This is a genomic window from Amycolatopsis sp. NPDC059235, from assembly GCF_042754125.1.
GTDB lineage: Bacteria > Actinomycetota > Actinomycetes > Mycobacteriales > Pseudonocardiaceae > Amycolatopsis > Amycolatopsis albidoflava.
Genome location: NZ_JBHZAG010000191.1, coordinates 1 through 1,335, shown reverse-complemented (window position 1 = coordinate 1,335; position 1,335 = coordinate 1). Strand labels below are relative to the sequence as shown.

General features: G+C 66.1%; 1 protein-coding gene and 1 pseudogene. Both read left to right on the top strand.

Annotated features, from left to right (window positions below):
• Positions 1 to 67 precede the first annotated feature (67 nt).
• A complete protein-coding gene (locus tag ACFXI3_RS47110; RefSeq protein WP_378408755.1) occupies positions 68 to 391 on the top strand; it encodes a transposase in 324 nt (107 codons plus the stop codon).
• Between the two features lie 123 nt (positions 392 to 514).
• Positions 515 to 1,294 (top strand): annotated as a pseudogene (locus ACFXI3_RS47105) (IS3 family transposase); the annotation flags it as partial.
• Positions 1,295 to 1,335 lie beyond the last annotated feature (41 nt).

Below are 1,335 nucleotides of genomic sequence, written 5' to 3'. Positions count from 1 at the left end.
TGAGGTTCACCCCGGGTAGTGGACACCGAGTTGGCAGGACGAGTTGTCCTGCTGGAAGGATGTCCTTATGCCTGGTCGCAAGCGCCGGTCGTACCCGGCGGAGTACAAGGTCGAGGCTGCTCACCGCGTGATCGATTCCGGTCGGTCGATCGCCGAGGTCGCCCGGGAGCTGGGCATCGACGCGGGCATGTTGAGCGTCTGGGTCAAAGACGAACGCCGCCGGGTCAACGCAGCCGAGGTCCACGGGGACAAACCTCTGGAGGCGGCCGAGCGGGCCGAGCTGCAACGGTTGCGCCAGCAGGTCGGCGAGTTGGAGAAGGACAACGCCTTTCTGGTAAAAGCCTCGGCGTACTTTGCCGCGATGCAGAAGAACCGGCCCGGTTCGCTCTGACGGCCGAGTACGCCGGCCTCGACGACTCCGCCGAGCCGGTCGGCGCCGCCTCGCGACGACGCGCACGGTTCTCGGTCCGGCGCATGGCGCGGCTGCTGGGCGTGTCGAGGTCGGGGCTACTACGCGCACGTGAAGCGTGTCGCGGCAACGGTGCTGACGCCGCGGCAGCAACGCCGCGCCGACCTCGAGGTGAAGATCACCGAGGCGCACCGGGATTCCTGCGGAACCTGGGTCGCCGCGGAGTTGCGTGATCAGGGCGAGGCGGTCACGGTGAAGACCGTCGCCAAGATCATGGCCTCGATCGGGCTGGAAGGCATCAGCCCGCGCACCTTCAAGGTGAAGACGACGGTGGCCGATCCGTCCGCGTCGTTCCCGCCGGATCTGGTCGAACGCGCCTTCGACTGTGGCCGAAACGACGCGGTCTGGCTGACCGACACCACGTACCTGGCGTGTGGTGAAGGCGAGATGTTACTCTGCGCGATCCGGGACGGGCACACCCGGAAAGTGTTGGGCTACAGCATGTCCGACCGCATCAGCGCCGAAATGGTCACCGCCGCGATCGACGCCGCCGTCGCTGTCCGCGACGGCAGGTCTCGCGGCACGATCCTGCATTCCGACCGCGGCGGGGAATACACGGCGCACCTGACCGCGAAGGCGTGCTTCCGGCACGGCCTGCGCCGGTCGATGGGCGCGACCGGGATCTGCTGGGACAACAGCCCGGCGGAATCGTTCTGGTCGACGTTCAAACACGAGCACTACTACCGGCACGTCTACGCCACAAAGACAGAACTCGTTGCCGCAGTTGACAATTGGGTGAAGTTCTACAACAGTGTGCGACGGCACTCCGCGATCGGGATACTCAGCCCCAACACCTTCGAGCAGTCACTCCCAGCGGCTGCATGAAATCCCGTAAGCCCCTGTCCACCGTTCGGGGTGAACCTCAC

Coding starts and splice junctions, on each gene's coding strand:
- ACFXI3_RS47110 (WP_378408755.1), top strand. CDS start 68: ATGCCTGGTCGCAAGCGCCGGTCGTACCCGGCGGAGTACAAGGTCGAG.